The 14,741-nt window shown below is 64.2% G+C and carries 16 protein-coding genes; 10 read left to right on the top strand and 6 right to left on the bottom strand.

Annotation, left to right across the window (positions count from 1 at the left end):
* The first annotated feature begins 5 nt into the window (after positions 1–5).
* Positions 6–545 carry a response regulator transcription factor gene (locus tag NKF27_RS09775; protein WP_045991464.1) on the top strand — a complete coding sequence of 180 codons (540 nt, stop codon included), beginning with the start codon at positions 6–8 and terminating at the stop codon, positions 543–545.
* 287 nt (positions 546–832) lie between these two features.
* Here NKF27_RS09775 and NKF27_RS09770 read toward each other — a convergent pair whose 3' ends face one another.
* Together NKF27_RS09770 and hybE are read right to left on the bottom strand one after the other, a co-directional pair.
* The gene (locus NKF27_RS09770; protein ID WP_108447995.1) at positions 833–1,603 is read right to left on the bottom strand and encodes a 3-hydroxybutyrate dehydrogenase; all 771 of its coding nucleotides are present in this window, start codon (positions 1,601–1,603) and stop codon (positions 833–835) included.
* 139 nt (positions 1,604–1,742) lie between these two features.
* Entirely contained in the window at positions 1,743–2,162 is a 420-nt protein-coding gene (hybE, locus tag NKF27_RS09765) for a [NiFe]-hydrogenase assembly chaperone HybE (protein WP_253556283.1), read from the bottom strand.
* Positions 2,163–2,284: 122 nt separating this feature from the next.
* Between hybE and NKF27_RS09760 the strand changes: the two genes are divergently transcribed.
* From NKF27_RS09760 to NKF27_RS09750, 3 genes are all read left to right on the top strand, one after another.
* Positions 2,285–3,115, top strand: coding sequence for an inositol monophosphatase family protein (locus NKF27_RS09760; protein ID WP_253556282.1), 831 nt, complete (start codon positions 2,285–2,287; stop codon positions 3,113–3,115).
* A gap of 187 nt (positions 3,116–3,302) precedes the next feature.
* A complete protein-coding gene (locus NKF27_RS09755; protein ID WP_045991468.1) occupies positions 3,303–3,566 on the top strand; it encodes a GrxA family glutaredoxin in 264 nt (87 codons plus the stop codon).
* 237 nt (positions 3,567–3,803) lie between these two features.
* On the top strand, positions 3,804–4,562 hold the full coding sequence (locus NKF27_RS09750) for a DUF1338 family protein (protein WP_253556281.1): 759 nt from the start codon (positions 3,804–3,806) through the stop codon (positions 4,560–4,562).
* Between the two features lie 7 nt (positions 4,563–4,569).
* Here the strand turns inward: NKF27_RS09750 and NKF27_RS09745 are convergent, their stop codons facing one another.
* The 3 genes from NKF27_RS09745 to NKF27_RS09735 form a co-directional block, all read right to left on the bottom strand.
* Entirely contained in the window at positions 4,570–5,862 is a 1,293-nt protein-coding gene (locus tag NKF27_RS09745; protein WP_045991470.1) for an MFS transporter, read from the bottom strand.
* 356 nt (positions 5,863–6,218) lie between these two features.
* Positions 6,219–6,878: a CoA transferase subunit B gene (locus tag NKF27_RS09740; protein ID WP_045991471.1), complete on the bottom strand. Its 660-nt coding sequence runs from the start codon at positions 6,876–6,878 to the stop codon at positions 6,219–6,221.
* A gap of 57 nt (positions 6,879–6,935) precedes the next feature.
* A complete protein-coding gene (locus tag NKF27_RS09735) occupies positions 6,936–7,637 on the bottom strand; it encodes a CoA transferase subunit A (RefSeq protein WP_253556279.1) in 702 nt (233 codons plus the stop codon).
* A 182-nt stretch (positions 7,638–7,819) separates the two neighbouring features.
* Here NKF27_RS09735 and NKF27_RS09730 point away from each other — a divergent pair, with 182 nt between their 5' ends.
* The 6 genes from NKF27_RS09730 (at position 7,820) to NKF27_RS09705 (ending at position 13,436) form a co-directional block, all read left to right on the top strand.
* Positions 7,820–8,722: a LysR family transcriptional regulator gene (locus NKF27_RS09730; RefSeq protein ID WP_045991473.1), complete on the top strand. Its 903-nt coding sequence runs from the start codon at positions 7,820–7,822 to the stop codon at positions 8,720–8,722.
* A 130-nt stretch (positions 8,723–8,852) separates the two neighbouring features.
* Positions 8,853–9,728, top strand: coding sequence for an acyltransferase (locus tag NKF27_RS09725; RefSeq protein WP_253556278.1), 876 nt, complete (start codon positions 8,853–8,855; stop codon positions 9,726–9,728).
* Complete coding sequence (locus tag NKF27_RS09720) at positions 9,671–10,609, top strand: LysM peptidoglycan-binding domain-containing protein (protein ID WP_253556277.1); 939 nt, start codon at positions 9,671–9,673, stop codon at positions 10,607–10,609. The genes NKF27_RS09725 and NKF27_RS09720 overlap by 58 nt, the downstream gene beginning before the upstream one ends.
* Before the next feature lie 163 nt (positions 10,610–10,772).
* Complete coding sequence (locus NKF27_RS09715) at positions 10,773–11,933, top strand: glycosyltransferase family 1 protein (protein WP_045991475.1); 1,161 nt, start codon at positions 10,773–10,775, stop codon at positions 11,931–11,933.
* A 149-nt stretch (positions 11,934–12,082) separates the two neighbouring features.
* Positions 12,083–12,655 (top strand): phosphatase PAP2 family protein, encoded by a 573-nt coding sequence (locus NKF27_RS09710; RefSeq protein WP_253556276.1) that lies wholly within the window; start codon positions 12,083–12,085, stop codon positions 12,653–12,655.
* Positions 12,656–12,770: 115 nt separating this feature from the next.
* Positions 12,771–13,436 carry an alpha-ketoglutarate-dependent dioxygenase AlkB gene (locus NKF27_RS09705; RefSeq protein ID WP_253556275.1) on the top strand — a complete coding sequence of 222 codons (666 nt, stop codon included), beginning with the start codon at positions 12,771–12,773 and terminating at the stop codon, positions 13,434–13,436.
* A 164-nt stretch (positions 13,437–13,600) separates the two neighbouring features.
* On the opposite strand, the gene gcvT is transcribed toward NKF27_RS09705, so the two are convergent.
* A complete protein-coding gene (gene gcvT / locus NKF27_RS09700; protein ID WP_253556274.1) occupies positions 13,601–14,710 on the bottom strand; it encodes a glycine cleavage system aminomethyltransferase GcvT in 1,110 nt (369 codons plus the stop codon).
* Between the last annotated feature and the right edge of the window lie 31 nt (positions 14,711–14,741).

Genomic DNA, 14,741 nt, shown 5'->3' with positions numbered 1-14,741 from the left:
ACATCATGCAAGACACCGCACACCGGCTACTGATCATCGATGACGATGAGGTCTTTTGCCACGTACTCGAACGCGCCATGCAGCGCCGCGGCCACGAGGTCGAGGTGGCCCATGACGCCACCCAGGCGCTGGAACTGGCGCGTCGCCACCAGCCTGAGGTCGCCACCCTGGACCTCAAGCTCGACCAGGACTCGGGGTTGAAGCTGTTGCCCGAACTGCTGGAGGTGGTTCCCGACTGCCGCATCGTGGTGCTGACCGGCTACTCCAGCATCGCCACGGCGGTGGAGGCGATCAAGCTCGGGGCGGTCAACTACCTGTGCAAGCCAGTGGACGCCGACGAGGTACTCAGCGCCCTGGAACAGCGTGAGGGCAATCCCGAAACCGAGGTGGCAGACAACCCGCCGTCGATCAACCGCCTGACCTGGGAGCATATCCAGAAGGTGCTGCAGGAACACGACGGCAACATCTCGGCCACCGCCAGGGCGCTCGGCATGCACCGTCGCACCCTGCAGCGCAAACTGCAGAAGCGTCCAGTCCGGCGTTGATGACACCATCGTACGCCGCTGGTGACAGCCCCCCGATACAGCGGACACCCGATACAAAAGAGACGCAGCCCAAGGGCTGCGTCTCTTGTTTGAGCTCAACACGCTAGGCGCTGTCCGACGTCGGGTGTCTCTCCGTCCTTCTCTACCGTCCTTCTCTGCGCCAGGCGCCTCTAGATCAGAGGTCTTTGCGCCCGTGCATTTTACCCCCAGGCTCTCAACACGAAGGGCCAAGCGCCAGGGGGTCTGCAACAGAGGGGCTGAAACAGAAAGGCCTGCAACAGCGTGCTTTACTGGGCGGTCCAGCCCAGATCGATATTCCAGCTGGCGCCGGTGACTGCACCGGCCGCATCCGAGGCAAGATACCCGACCAGGCTCGCCACCTCGGAGGGGTCGATCAAGCGCTTCACGGCGGCATTCTTGAGCATGATCTGTTCGATCACCTCCTGCTCCTCCATCCCATGGAGTCTGGCCTGGTCGGCGATCTGATTGTCCACCAGTGGCGTCTTGACGTAGGCCGGACACAGGGCGTTGGCGGTGATGCCCTGGGCGCCGCCTTCCAGCGCAGCGGTCTTGGTCAGTCCGATCATGCCGTGCTTGGCGCTGATGTAGGCGGCCTTGCCGGGCGAGGCCACCTGGGCATGGACCGAGGCGATATTGACGATGCGCCCCCAACCATTCTCGCGCATCGACGGCCAGGCCGCCTGGGTCAGCAGGAAGGGCGCGGTCAGCATCAGATCGATGATCTGACGCCATTTTTCCTGGGGGAACTCCTCGATGGGAGCGACGTGCTGGATGCCGGCGTTGTTGACCAGAATATCCAGCCGCCCGAAACGCCTCAGGGCTTCATCGACGGCGCCGCGACAGGCCTCGGCCTGGGTGAGATCGGCCTCGTGGAAGACCGCACCCTCGGCCTCGGCCACCTCCCGTCCGGCCGGGTTGAAGTCGACCGCCAGGACTTGATGCCCCTGAGCACGCAGATGGGCGACGACCGCCGCACCGATGCCGCTGCTGGTGCCGGTCACCAGGGCAACTCTGGGAGTGGAATGATCGCTCACTATTGCTCTCCTCTGGGTCTGGAACACATCACCCGTCGAACGGGTGGCGTCGCTGATGACGATGCCTGCCAATGCCTACATCAGCATCCCAGCATATGCCAGTGCTGCATTGCAGCGCCAGCCGGACAAAGGTCTCGATCGCTCACTCGGGGGCCGTCATCACCTTGTCCATCAGCCGCTGTGCCAGGCGACAGGCCTCGCCCATGTCGTCGACATCGCCAAGGTCGTTCAATAGCAGGCAGCGCCACAGTATGTCCCCGGCCATGATTTCCGGCTCCAGCTCGAATTCCCCCCTTGGCAGCTCCAGCACCTGAGGCCCGACCGTGCCCGTATCGCACGCCTCGGCGGATTCCTGCACCAGCGCCAGCGACAGGTCGCAGGGCGTCAGCCAGGCGCCAACCAGCCATCCAGGTCGGCCAGGACAGGGCGCAAAACACAAGGCATCCACCGCAAGCCGGGGGTGAAACTCCGGACGCGCCTTGAACGCTCGCAGGTGGCGATCACTGAATTCCCTGGCAAGACGTTCCAGCCGCCGGTACTGCTCCATCGATAACGCAGACATCCCACCTTCCTGTCACTGTTGAACCCTTGATTCCCCGTTACTGTCCTCGACACCCACAGGCACGCGCCGAACGGGAATGTTAGACTTCAGCCAAAATCCCTCCCCCCTGCAAGGAGTCGCCCATGACCCTCGAGGAACGTCTGGAAGCCACCATCGACATCGCCACGGCGGCTGGCAAGATGATCCGCGATGCCCGCGAAGGTGACGACCTCAAGCATCACTTCAAGGAAGGCCAGGAGCTGGTCACCGATACCGACGTGGCGGTGGACACCATGATCACCGAACGCCTGGAGTCGGCCTTCCCCGGCGAGGACCGCCTCAGCGAGGAGCTGGCCCCCGACAAGGATGCCGTGGAAGAAGATGGCGCCCTGTGGGTGGTCGATCCCATCGATGGTACCGTCAATTTCGCCCACGGGCTTTTCCATGTGGCGGTGTCCATCGCCTACGTCAAGGATGGGGTCACCCAATTGGGCGTGGTCCATGCCCCCTTCCTCGGCGAGACCTTCACCGCAATACGCGACAAGGGCGCCTGGCGCAATGGACAGTCGATCAGCGCAAGCCAGAGCGAGTCCCTCGAGCAGAGCCTGGTCGGTACCGGCTTTCCGTACCGGCGTGATAGCCGTCTGCCCCTGATGCGACGCCTTGGCGCGGTGCTTCACCACTGTCGCGATGTGCGTCGCAACGGCGCCGCCGCCCTGGATCTGTGCGATGTCGCCTGTGGTCGCCTGGACGCCTACTACGAAACCGTCTCTCCCTGGGATTTCGCCGCAGGCTGGCTGATCGCCCGAGAGGCCGGCGCCCGCACCGGGCACCTGTATCCCTGCCCGGCGGGTCTGCCCGAGGACCTTTACGGCGAGAACCTGCTGGTCAGCGCCCCGGCGATCTTCGACGAACTCGGAGAGCTGCTGCGCCAGGCCGACGCAGGGGAATTGCGCGATATCGGTATCGGTTGAGCGTCGACTTTTCGCCATGCCGATAGCCGTGTTCGATCGAACGGCATTCAGCAACGCTATTGGCCTTCCGCGACGCAATCCGTCACAATGCGCGCCATCCACTTACTCATTGGCCGTCCCGCCGCCTGGCGCCGGACAGGTCGCTGATTCAACACTACCCACTGCATCAACGATGCGAGGAGCTTTCATGATTGTTGTCATCTTCGGTCGCCCCGGCTGCCCCTTCTGCGTACGCGCCAAGGAGCTCGCCAACTCTCTGAGCGACGCCGGTCGCATCGAGGGCTACCGCTACGTGGACATCCACGAAGAAGGCATCACCAAGGCCGATATGGAAAAGACCATCGGCAAGCCGGTCACCACCGTGCCGCAGATCTTCGTCGACCAGACCCACGTGGGCGGCTTTACCGAGTTCGACCAGTACGTTCGCGACAATGAGCTGATGCCTGCCTGAACCGACGGCACAGCCGGTAACAAGACGGGAAGCCCACACGGGCTTCCCGTTTTCTTGCTGAAGACCCCACGAGACGTGCGCCTGATCATGCCACCTGCCCTGCCCATCCTGGCCAACAGAGCTTGCCCTCACCCGTCTGGCCGCCGAAACCGTTGAACGTTCGCCCGTCGTTGAAAGATCGTCCCTCCTTCCTGCCTATACTCACAGAACAGGCTTCCTGGCAGGCAAGGATCGGCAATGACAGAGCAGCAGCGCTTCGCTCAGCAATTGTGGCTGGACTACGTCCATCAGCACCCTGACATCGGTGCGCTGCGCCTGTGGCCGGTGGATGCGCCGGTCGAGTGCTTCACGCTGGTCACCGTGAGCCAGTCCCCCTGGAGCCTGGCCTCCCTGTTGCCGGATCTTGAGCAGCACGGCTACCGCCCTCTATATCGCTACGCCCTGCCCGACCGAGGCCTGCTCGCCTGCCTGTTCGCCGGCCGTGAAGAAGGGCCGAGACTGAACATCGTCGAGCTGCAGACCACCCGTCTGTCGCGCCAGCCTCGCGATACTCTGCTGAAGCTGGTCGCCACCGGCAACGCTGAACGAACACCATTGCTTGGCGCCAACCGCCCCTGGTCGATGCCTGACTGGGACAGCTACCAGCAGCTTCATCGCGCCCATCCACTGGCCGGCTGGCTGGCGGTCATGGGCCCCCGGGTGCATCACGTCGCCTTCGATTGCCACAGACTCGACAGAAGCCTGGTCGAGCTGGACCAGGCACTCCAGCAACATGGCCTGCACGCCGGACAGAACGAGGATCTGGCGCTCCCCCTGTCGGCGATGGTCGAACACCGCTTCTACCCGACCTGTTCTCGGCGTCTGGCGTTCGCCCTGGGAGATGAACATCGAGTGCAGCTCGGCGGCCTGCTGCTGCTGGAAAAACAGGCCAGTGCGGGCCAGCAGCGCACCGCCGACGTGATGCTGCCACCCCACAGCCGCTGCGAAATCACCTGACGCCAGGTCAGCCGACGGCGTCGGCTGTGTGCTCTTCTTCACCCTCCAGGTCCAGCTCAAGCTGCTGGGGCTCGTAGCGGGGATCGATCTCGGCGAAGTGCGGAGTCTCCATCACCGGCTGAGCGACGAAGGGCTCCTGCTCGACCGACTTGCCCCGCTCACCGTGGAGCCTGACCATCACGAACATGGCCAGGGCAAAGGCCGCCATGCCGAGAAACAGCCATAGTCCGTCGGGACCCGCCGCCTGCATCACCAGCGAGGCACTGAAAGGCCCGATGACCGAGCCGATGCCGTACCAGATCATCAGCTTGGCATTGGCAGCGACCACCTCCTCGGGTTCGAGCCAGTCATTGGTATGGGCCAGACTGAGCGAGTACAGGGTGTGCAGCATGGCAGTGTGGCCGCAGGCGATCGCCAGCAGCAGCCAGAAGCTGGCACCGGCCGCCGCCGAGATCAGAGCACCGGTGACGGTCATCACGATCGCCATCCACAGAATGACGCGACGCCGGTCGAGACGATCCGAAACCCGTCCCAGCCCCCACTGGGCGACCAGCGCCACCAGGGTGGTAACCGCCATGAACTTGGCGGTCTGGGCGGTGGTCAGGCCGATTTCCTGACCGTAGTACGGAGTCATGGCGAAGAACGCCTGCACCATCAGGCCGCCGGTAAAGGCACCGACCAGGCCAACCGGCGCCCGCCGATACAGGGTCGACAGACGAATCTTGCGCGGCGTCACGTCGTGGTGACGACTGGGCCCCTGGATGCGATGAATCGACAACGGGACCAGCGACAGCGCAAACAGCATCCCCACCACCGAGAACAGTACCGGGCCGCCCGGGTCGGCCAGGTTGAGCATCCACTGGCCGCCGGCCAGCGAGGTGGTCGAAATCACCATGTACCAGCCCAGCACGCGACCGCGATTATCGTTGCTGGACTCCCCCGACACCCAGGACTCCATGACCATCAACAGGCCCGCCGTGGCACCACCCCCGATCAGCCGCCAGACCAGCCAGGCCCAGGGATTGATCCACAGTCCATGAAGCATGGCGGTGACCGCCAGCGACGCCGCACAGGCGGCGAACACGCGAATATGGCCGACGCTGCGAATGCGCTTCTCGAGCCAGTAGCTTCCGGCCACGAACCCCAGCGAGAAGCTCGACATCAGAAGCCCCGCCATCTGGGAGGGGAAGCCCTCCAGCGACATGCGGACCCCGAGCAGGGTCATGATCAGACCGTGACCCAGCAGGAAGCTGATCTCACACAGGAACAGAACCGGGAGAGTGGCAGGGAGTGCGCGCAACACAGACCTCCGTGGCGATGGCGAATGGCCGGCCGAGAGCCCGTCTCGACCAGTGACCTGGGCGCCGCATTGTACCTGCCAGGGCTAGACTCTCCATCCCTCCCACGAGGTTCATCCACAGATTCTGTGGATAAAGCTGTGCATCAAGGCGTTTGAACCGTCCAAAAGCCCGATCACTGCGGCACCGGACTCAAGATGGTCATAAATTCGGCAACCGCGACAGGGTCTCGCAAACGCCAGCGGCCCGGCGTAAGCCGGGCCGCTGTAAGGGTGCCAAAACCTTGTTCTCGCTCAAGGTATCAACCAGCAGAACATGCTGGCTCGGCAAGGGTGACGCCGGTCAAAGGGCGTTTTGGTCAGTCGAAGACCATTTCCGGGACGTCATCCGGCACGATCAGCTTGCCGGCGGTCTTTTCCTTGATCTCCTCGACACTGACGCCCGGTGCCCGCTCCTTGAGGATAAAGGCGCCGTTATCGATCTCCAGATAGGCCAGATCGGTCAGCACACGATTGATGCAGCCGGCACCGGTCAGTGGCAGGCTGCAGGACTCCAGCAGCTTGGAAGTGCCGTCCTTGGAGGCGTGGGTCATGGTGCAGATGATGTTTTCGGCACCCGCCACCAGGTCCATGGCTCCGCCCATGCCCTTGATCAGCTTGCCCGGGATCATCCAGGAAGCGATGTTGCCGTTCTGGTCGACCTCGAAGGCGCCCAGCACCGTCAGGTCGACGTGACCGCCGCGAATCATCGCGAAGGACTCCGCCGAGGAAAAGATCGCCGACCCCGGACGCGCGGTGACGGTCTGCTTGCCTGCGTTGATCATGTCCGGATCGACCTCTTCCTCGGTGGGGTAACGCCCCATGCCGAGCAGACCGTTCTCGGACTGCAGCATCACGTCCATGCCTTCCGGAATATAGTTTGCCACCAGGGTCGGAATGCCGATGCCCAGGTTCACGTAGAAGCCGTCTTCGAGTTCGCGCGCGACACGCTGCGCCATCTGTTCACGAGTGAGTGCCATCTTGATGCCTCTTTGCTGTTCTTTGGAGAAGTCGTTGCGTCAGGGCGATGCGCCTGATCAGCCCTGGTGTACGGTGCGCTTCTCGATACGCTTCTCGAAGGTGCCCTGGATCAGGCGGTCGACGTAGATACCGGGCGTGTGGATCTCGGCCGGATCCAGCTCGCCCGGCTCGACGATCTCTTCGACCTCGACCACCGTGATCTTGCCGGCGGTGGCGACCATGGGATTGAAGTTCTGGGCGGTCTTGCGATAGACCACATTGCCGTAGCGATCGGCCTTCCAGCCCTTGACGATGGCGAAGTCACCGACGATGGCCTCTTCAAGGATATAGTGGCGACCGTTGAATTCGCGCACTTCCTTGCCCTCACCGATGGGGGTGCCATAGCCGGTCGCCGTGTAGAAGGCGGGAATACCGGCACCACCGGCGCGCATCTTCTCGGCCAGGGTCCCCTGCGGGGTCAGCTGCACATCGATCTCGCCGTCGAGCATCTGACGCTCGAACAGGGCGTTCTCGCCCACGTAGGAGGCCAGGATCTTGCTGATCTGACGGTCCTCCAGCAGCACCCCGAGGCCAAAGCCATCGACGCCACAGTTGTTGGAGACCACCATGAGGTCCTTGACCCCGCGACGCTTGATCTCGGCGATCAGGTTCTCCGGAATGCCGCAGAGACCGAAGCCTCCGGCCAGCACCGTCATACCGCTCTCGATGCCGTCCATCGCCTCTTCATAGGAATACACGCGCTTGTCGAATCCGGCCATGTGGGGCGCCTCGTCTGTCGATGAAAGTGAAAGGAGAGGTGGCGAACCGGCACCGTTCCGGTGCCCCGCCCTGCCTCAAGGTAGCACTGAAGGCAGTGTTGCTCGCCCCCATATATTTGTTAAGTTTGTTTTATTTATTGATTATTTATATCTTTAAATAAATTTGACCTTGGTAGCATGTCGTGACCGTCAAGCAACTGCGTGCCTTTCTGGCGGTGGCCAGAACCCTGAGCTTCACCCAGGCCTGTGAACAGCTCCACCTCTCCCAGCCGGCGCTGAGCCTGGCGATCAAGGGTCTCGAGGACAGCCTAGGCGGTAGACTGCTGATCCGCACGACCCGAAGCGTCCGCCTGACCCCCGAAGGTGAGTCCCTGGTGCCGCTGGCCAAGCGCTTGCTGGTGGAATGGGACAATACCGAGGACGCCCTGCGCCAACGCTTCACCCTGCAACTTGGACGGCTCTCCCTGGCCGCCATGCCGGCCTTTGCCGGCAATCTGCTGGCCCCGGCGCTGGGGGTGTTTCACCGCCAGCACCCCCGCATCAACGTCACCGTGCATGACGTGGTCAACGAGCAGGTGATCGACATGGTGCGCCAGCGCCAGGTGGAGATGGGCATCGCCTTCGAGCCAGAGGCCACCGGCAGCCTGCACTTCACTCCGCTGTTTCACGACCGCTTCGTGGCCGTGCTGCCCCCACGCTCGCCTCTGGTACAGCATTCGAGCCTCGACTGGGAAAGCCTGATGAGCTGGGACTTCGTGGCGCTGCAGCGGCCCTCCATGGTACGCCGCCTGCTGGAGCAGCAGCTCGGTGCCCGACACGGGGCCCTCAAGGTAGCCTTCGAGACCCATCAGCTCGCCAGCGTCGGACGCATGGTGGCCAATGGCCTGGGCGTCAGCGCGGTGCCCTCGCTGTGCCTGCGTCAGATGCAGGAGGCCGGCGCGGTCTGCCGCCCGCTCAAGGATCCCGTCATCGAGCGCGCCGTGGGGGTGGTCACCTGGAATCCCCATGAGCTGTCGGTGGCCGCCCGCGCCATGCTCCAGGTACTGGTCGACAATATCGAGACACCGACCCTCTCAGAAGCATGACGCCGACATGGCCGTGGACCCTCGCACTGGGCAGCCGGCACCGGATCCATTAGGATTGGCGGGCCTGCCTCGCCCACTGTCACGGCTTGGCGACACCCGCTTTATCTGCTGTTGCGAGGTTATCCTAGGAATGTCGACCCTCAAGGGCCTGATCAGCGTTCTGCTGCTGGTTGGCAACACGCTATTCTGGACCATCCCGCTGGTGATCCTGACCCTGCTCAAGGTGGTCACCCCCGGGCGGCGCTGGCAGCGGCGCGTGCTGGCCGGGCTCAACGCCATCGCCCTCAACTGGATCGGTTTCAACCTGTGGTGGATGCGTCACTGGATCAAGCCCGATCTTCGCATGTCGGTGCCCGAGGGACTGAGCCCGGACGCCTGGTACCTGGTGCTGTCCAACCATCGGAGCTGGACCGACATCTTCCTGCTGATGATGGCGTTTCATCGCAAGATCCCGATGCCACGCTTCTTTCTCAAGCAGCAGCTCATCTGGATCCCGGTCGTAGGCATGGCCTGGTGGGCACTGGAGTTTCCCTTCATGCGCCGCTACAGCAAGGAGCGCCTGGCCGCCAACCCACGCCTGGCCGAACGCGATCGCAAGGCCACCGAGCGCATGTGCGAGCGCGCCCGCGACGTCCCCATTGCCATCATCAACTTTGTCGAAGGGACCCGTTTCACCCCGGCCAAGCGCGAGGCCAGGCAAAGTCCCTTTCGCCATCTGTTGCGCCCCAAGGCCGGCGGCATCGCCCAGGTACTGAACCTGCTTGGCGATCGTCTCGACGCCATCATCGACCTCACCATCGACTACCAGTCGAGCCAACCCAGCTTCTGGCGCTTTCTGTGCGGCCAGGAGAAGGCCATTCGCCTTGATGCACGCCGCCTCGACGTGGCGCCGTGGATGCTGGAGGGGCGCTATCACGACGACCCGCACTACAAGGAACGCTTCCACTCATGGCTCAACGCCCTGTGGCAGAACAAGGACGCCTCACTCGACTCGCACCGCTGGTGATCGCCCTGCTGCTGGCCGGCTGCGCCGGTCAGGGGGCATCCCCTGCGTCATCGCAACGCAGCGCCAGCGTCGCCGGCAGCAGCATTGCCGGCGACTGGATCAGCGTACAGCGCGGCGACACCCTCGGCTCCATCGCCCGCCGCGCCGGCGTACCGCTATTGCGGCTGCAACGCTTCAATCCGGGTGTCGACGCCCGCCACCTGGCCGTGGGTCAGCGCCTGCTGGTGCCCTCTCATCAGGAGCGGGCGCCGTCCGGCGGCCCCTATCGCTATCAGATCCGCCCCGGCGACACCTATAGCGCCGTTGCCAGGCGCTTCGGCACCACCGCTCAGCGCATCCAGAGTGCCAACCCTGGCGTCCGCGCCACCGACCTCAAGGTCGGCCAGGTGATCCAGGTGCCGCTGGCCAGCCGATCGGTCGCCAGCCGCTCATCGTCCAGCAGCAGCTCAGGCACGTCCAGCCCCTCTCGCTCCGCTTCGTTGCCGGATCCCGGTCCGGTCGCCTCTAACGCTCGTGGCTGGCCCTGGCCGCTGGACGACTACCGGGTGGTGCGCCGTTACGGCAAGGACAGCCGCGGCAGCCTGCAGCCGATGCTGCTGGCCACCGACGAGGGCGCCCGGGCCAAGGCCGTTGCCGATGGCCAGGTGCGGTTTGCCGACGGCATGCGCCAACTGGGCCAGGTGGTGATCGTGCACCACGCCGACAACCTGCAGAGTGTCTACGCGCTATGTGACGACCTGCTGGTCAAGCAGGGAGAACAGGTCAGCCGTGGCACCCCTCTGTGCGTGGTCGGCAAGCATGCCTCGACCGGCCGCCACGATCTGCTGTTCGACATGCGCCATGGCGGCAAGCCCATCGACCCGGACACCATCCTTCGCTGAGCGCTGCGGGCCGAGTCGACGCAAGCACAGACCGCTTGTCCGTCGCCCGGCCCCGTCGACACCGTAACAGCCTGTTCATATCGCTGACCTAGAGATGTCATGCTGGAGCATCACTCTGTCTCGGGAGCGGGCCATACGGGGCCCGACCGGTACGAGGAATTCCATGCGCATCTGTCTGGTCAGCGAAACCTGGTCTCCTGATATCAATGGGGTCGCCCATACGCTGGGGCGCATCAGCCAGGAACTGCGTGCTCTTGGCGTGACGCTGCAGCTGGTCCGGCCGGCCCCCGTCGACGGCTCCACCGAACCCGCCACCGGGATGGCCCACGAACTTCGCGTACGCGGCATGTCGATGCCGCGCTACAAGGAAGTGCGTATCGGCTGGGCCTCCGCCAGTCGTTTGCGCAGGCTATGGCGCGACAATCGTCCCGACGCCATCTATGTAGCGACCGAAGGCCCCTTGGGCTGGTCAGCCCTGCGCGCGGCAGAAAAGCTGGACATTCCCGTGGTCAGCGGCTGGCACACCAACTTCGATCACTACTGCCAGGACTATGGTCTGCCGTGGCTGGCGCCACTGGTACGCAATCGCCTGCGGCATTTTCACAATCGCTGTGCGGCGACCCTGGTACCGACCCATCAGCAAGCCCGGGAGCTTGCGCAAAGAGGCTTCGAGCGCGTCAGCGTCATGGCACGCGGCATCGAAGGCGATCGTTTCACCCCCGCCAAGCGCAGCCAGCAACTGCGCGACAGCTGGGGTGTCGGCCAGCACCAGCCGGTGGCGCTTTACGTGGGCCGACTGGCGCCGGAGAAGAACCTGGAGCTGTTGCGCGACACCTTTCTCGACATGCTCGAGGCGCGCCCCGACATGCGCCTGGTGGTGGTGGGCGACGGCCCCGGGCGGGCATCGCTGGAAAAGGCCCTGCCGGACGCCATCTTTACCGGCTTCATCGATTCCGCCGAGATGCAGATCCACTACGCCAGCGCCGACATCTTCGTCTTTCCCTCGCTGTCGGAGACCTGGGGCAACGTCATTCTCGAAGCCATGGCCAGCGGCCTGGCGGTCGTAGCCTTCCGCCACGCGGCCGGCGCCGAGTTGATCACCACCGACAAGGATGGTGTCAGCGTCGCCGCCGGTGACAACGCCGAATTCCGCCAACAGGCGACAGCGCTATGCCAGCAGCAGGCACGCTACGCCCGCCTGGGCCGCGCCGCCCGGGAACGCGCCCTGGCCTACCGCTGGCCGTCCATCGCCCAGACCTTCCTCGACGCCCATCACCAAGCCCTGACGTCGGGAACCGGCCTGTCGGACCCCGCCAAGGCCTAGATCAGGCAGTGGCTCGAACACCCCGCCGCCAGAGCGAACACCCCGCCGCCAGAGCGAGTGGCGGCGTGGAGACCACAGGCAGCGGGCCCTAGCACGACACATGACGACAAAAGACGCTAGAAGACGACTTACCGCCAGGGAGATGTGACATGCCCACTAAAAGCCCGCAGATGTTCGACCGCCTGGATATGCTCGAGTGGCAACTGTGCCAGCGCACCGCCGGCCTCAGCATTCACCGCCCCTGGCTATCCACCTTGAAGATCTCCAGCAAGCTGGGCGACTGGCCGATCTGGGTGGCGCTGATCCTGGCGCTGCCGGCGATCCACGGCCGCGATATCGGTCTGCGCCTGATGCTCGAATACACCGTCACCGCCGTGGTGGCGATCGCGGTGTACAAGCTGCTGAAGACCCGTCTGTGTCGAGAGCGGCCCTTCATCACCTTTGGCGGCAGCATCCAGTGCAACGAACCGGCCAGGGACCGCTACAGCTTCCCCAGCGGCCACACCATGCACGCGGTGATGTTCTGCACCCTGGTCGCGGTACACAGCCCCGCCCTGCTGCCCTGGCTGCTGCCCCTGGCGGGCCTGATCGCCATCTCGCGGGTGGGTCTGGGACTGCACTACTACAGTGACGTCCTTGCCGGCGCGGCGCTCGGCTATGGCATGGCCCTGGCTAGCCTCGGGCTTTCCTCGACCACTCTGCTGATCGCGGCGTCCCACTGACGCCGCCTCGGGGGGGCATCACTGCCGCTCGCCCGCATCTCGCCCGCACCTCCAGTACAAGCGCCACCGCTCCTGATCGGTGGCGTCAGCCAGCCTTCACTGGCATCCTGCTTGAATGCCTCCACATGACCCCAAAGCGCTGCTCGAATTGCTACACGAAGCACCACTCGAAGCGCCATCCCAAACCCTGGTCGAGACCCCGCCGCTTTACTACCTGCCCGGGCTCATAAGCGAGTCCGACGCCAGCGACCTGCAGGATAGGCTGCGCCAGGAACTCGACTGGCAGCAGCCCGAACTGACCCTTTACGGGCGCAGTCATCCCATTCCCCGCCAGCAGGTATGGATGGGCGATCACGCCTATCGCTACTCCGGCAGGGACTTCGCGCCCTGCCCCTGGCATCCGACGGTGGCGGCCCTGCGTGATCGTCTCAATGACCTGCTCGAACGGTTTTCGGCCGTCGACAAGAGCACACCGACCAGCGCCTTCAATAGCGTACTGATCAACCGCTATCGCAACGGCGAGGACCGCATGGGCTGGCACTGCGATAACGAAGCGGAACTTGGCGACTGCCCTACCATCGCCTCCATCAGCCTGGGGGCGACCCGTCCCATGCGCTTTCGCTGGAAGAACCGCTCGTCCGAGGCCTTCAACGTCTGGCTCGAAAGCGGCAGCCTGTTGTGGATGGGCCCCGGCTGCCAGGAACAGTTCGAACACGCCCTGCTGCCGCGCAAGATCCCTGGTGAGCGAATCAATCTGACCTTTCGTCGACTTGTCGCCTGACCTGCAATGCTGGCGCCAGACCCGAGCCGTCTCTTTCTCCAGGACATAAAAACGGCGCCCTGTGGGCGCCGTTGATCGTTCATTCGGTGGCAACTTGCTGCCACCCAAGATAACGGTATAAGGCGTTATCTATCAAGTTATCAGCCGCGTTATCAGCCGCGTTATCAGCCGCGATAGTAACCCGGTGTGATGACCGGCATGCAAGTCACCGTCATCGGCAGACGCTTGCCTCGCACCTCGGCGTACACGGTGGTGCCGATCTCGGCTTGATCGAGGCTGACGTAGCCCATGGCCACCGGCTTGCCGACGCTGGGGCCAAAGCCACCGGAGGTCACCTGCCCGAGTAGACGATCGTCCTCGCTGTAGAGCTCGGCACCTTCGCGCACCGGGGCACGCCCCTCACCCAGCAGGCCGACGCGCTTGCGCTGGTGGTCCTTGACTTCGACCTGGTGCAGCACCAGATCAGCCCCCGGGAAGCCACCGGCGCGCTCGCCGCCACGACGACGCGGCTTGCCAATGGCCCAGATCAGCCCCGCCTCCACCGGCGTCGTGGTGGTATCGATATCGTGGCCGTAGAGACAGAGCCCGGCCTCCAGGCGCAGGGAATCACGCGCACCCAGGCCGATGGCCTCGACCTCTTCCTCGGCCAGCAGCTTGCGCGCCAGGGCGTCGGTCTGATCCGCTGGCACCGAGATCTCGAAGCCATCCTCGCCGGTATAGCCGCTGCGGCTGATCCACACCGGGATACCGTCGATGTCGAAGCGACCATGCTGCATGAACACCATCTCGCAGGCTGCCGGACACAGACGCGCCATGACATCGGCGGTCTTCGGCCCCTGCAGCGCCAGCAGGCCGCGATCGACCACCTCGACTTCGTGGTCGGGCAGCCCGCGACGCAAATGGGCGATGTCCTGATCACGACAGGCCGCGTTGACCACCAGGTAAAGGTGGTCACCGGCGTTGACCGTCATCAGGTCATCGAGGATACCGCCGTCTTCGCTGGTAAACAGGCCATAGCGCTGCATGCCTTCGGGCAGGCCGACCAGATCCGCCGGCACCAGGGTCTCCAGCGCGGCCAGCGCGTTCTCGCCACGAATCAGGATCTGCGCCATGTGCGAGACGTCGAACAGGCCGCAGGCCGCGCGGGTATGCTCATGCTCTTTCTTGACCCCCAGCGGATACTGAACGGGCATGTCATAGCCCGCGAACGGGACCATCTTGGCCCCCAGCTCTCGATGCAGGGCATTCAGCGGTGTCGTCTTGAGTTCACTCATGGCGTTTCGTCTCGTGGTTCGTGAAAGAACC

The sequence above is a fragment of the Halomonas sp. DN3 genome (assembly GCF_024137905.1).
Lineage (GTDB): Bacteria > Pseudomonadota > Gammaproteobacteria > Pseudomonadales > Halomonadaceae > Halomonas > Halomonas litopenaei.
Note: the sequence above shows the minus strand (reverse complement) of the source record. Positions and strands in the feature narration are given on the sequence as shown.